The sequence below is a fragment of the Sporomusa sp. genome (genome assembly GCF_057736855.1).
Map to the genome: position 1 here is coordinate 1255 of NZ_JBYKYF010000458.1, position 446 is coordinate 1700.

The 446-nt window shown below is 39.9% G+C and carries 1 protein-coding gene; it reads right to left on the reverse strand.

The features are described 5' to 3' along the window. Window positions 1-328 (reverse strand): L-asparaginase family protein (locus AC29Z1_RS17610; RefSeq protein WP_236727666.1); only part of this gene is annotated, 328 nt, incomplete at its 3' end. Window positions 329-446 lie beyond the last annotated feature (118 nt).

Below are 446 nucleotides of genomic sequence, written 5' to 3' on the forward strand. Positions count from 1 at the left end.
ACTCTTCCTCAAAAATCTCTCTAATTTTTCTGTAATCTGATGTGTATGCCAGTGCTGCCATTAATTTTACTCTTGCCTTTTGACCTGATAGATTTCCTCCAAAAATTACCCCCAGAGATTCGAGGTGTTTTCCTCCTCCTTCATAAGCATAGGAAGGATGTACTCTTCCCATCGGGCACCTTGATACGAGAACTACAACTGTTCCTTTAGATATAGCGTATTTTATTCCTTCTGCTACTTTTGGAGGCACATTTCCTCTGCCCGTCCCTTCAATGACAATGCCTCTTTCTCCATTTTCTACTAAAAATCTTATCAGTTTGTCATCCATTCCAAACACTACTTTTAAAAGGCTTACGCGACGTTCCAGTTTTTTTGTGGGAATGTACTGCCTTTTTTCTACGTTTCTATAAAAATACACATTGCCACTGTCCACATACCCCAGAGGA